The 595-nt window shown below is 68.2% G+C and carries 1 protein-coding gene; it reads left to right on the top strand.

Going from position 1 to position 595, the window contains the following annotated elements; translation table 11 throughout:
- Positions 1 to 595 (top strand): condensation domain-containing protein (locus CKY51_RS22235; RefSeq protein WP_152250070.1); only part of this gene is annotated, 595 nt, incomplete at both ends.

The following is a 595-nucleotide window of genomic DNA, read 5'->3' as shown; positions in this document are numbered from 1 at the left end:
ATCATCGATCTGGGCGAGGCGCACGATGGCGATGTGCTGGCACAGCGCTTGACCGCCTCCGACAGCCAGATCCGTTTCGACCTGGAACACGGGCCGCTGATACGCGGTCGCCTGCTGCGCCTGGCCGAGCAGCGGCATCGCCTGGTGGTGACGATGCATCACATCGTCACCGACGGCTGGTCGATCGGCCTGTTGCTGGGCGAACTCGGCGCGCTGTACGCGGCCTTCGTCCAGGGCCAGCCCGATCCGCTGCCGCCGCTGTCGATCCAGTACGCCGACTACGCGCTGTGGCAGCGTCGCTGGCTGGACGGCGCGCTGCTGCAACGCCAACGCGCCTTCTGGGTCGACCATCTGCAGGAGGCACCAGCGCTGCTGGCACTGCCCACCGACCATCCGCGCCCTGCCCTGCAGGACTACCGCGGCGACAGCATCGAGATCGTCATCGATGCTGCGTTGACCAGCGCACTGACGCAACTGAGCCAACGCCACGGCACCACCGTGTTCATGACCCTGCTGGCCGCTTGGGGCGTGCTGCTGGCACGGCTTGCCGGCCAGGACCAGGTGGTCATCGGCACGCCGATCGCCAACCGCACCC

It is taken from the genome of Xanthomonas maliensis (assembly GCF_009192945.1).
GTDB lineage: Bacteria > Pseudomonadota > Gammaproteobacteria > Xanthomonadales > Xanthomonadaceae > Xanthomonas > Xanthomonas maliensis.
Note: the sequence above shows the minus strand (reverse complement) of the source record. Positions and strands in the feature narration are given on the sequence as shown.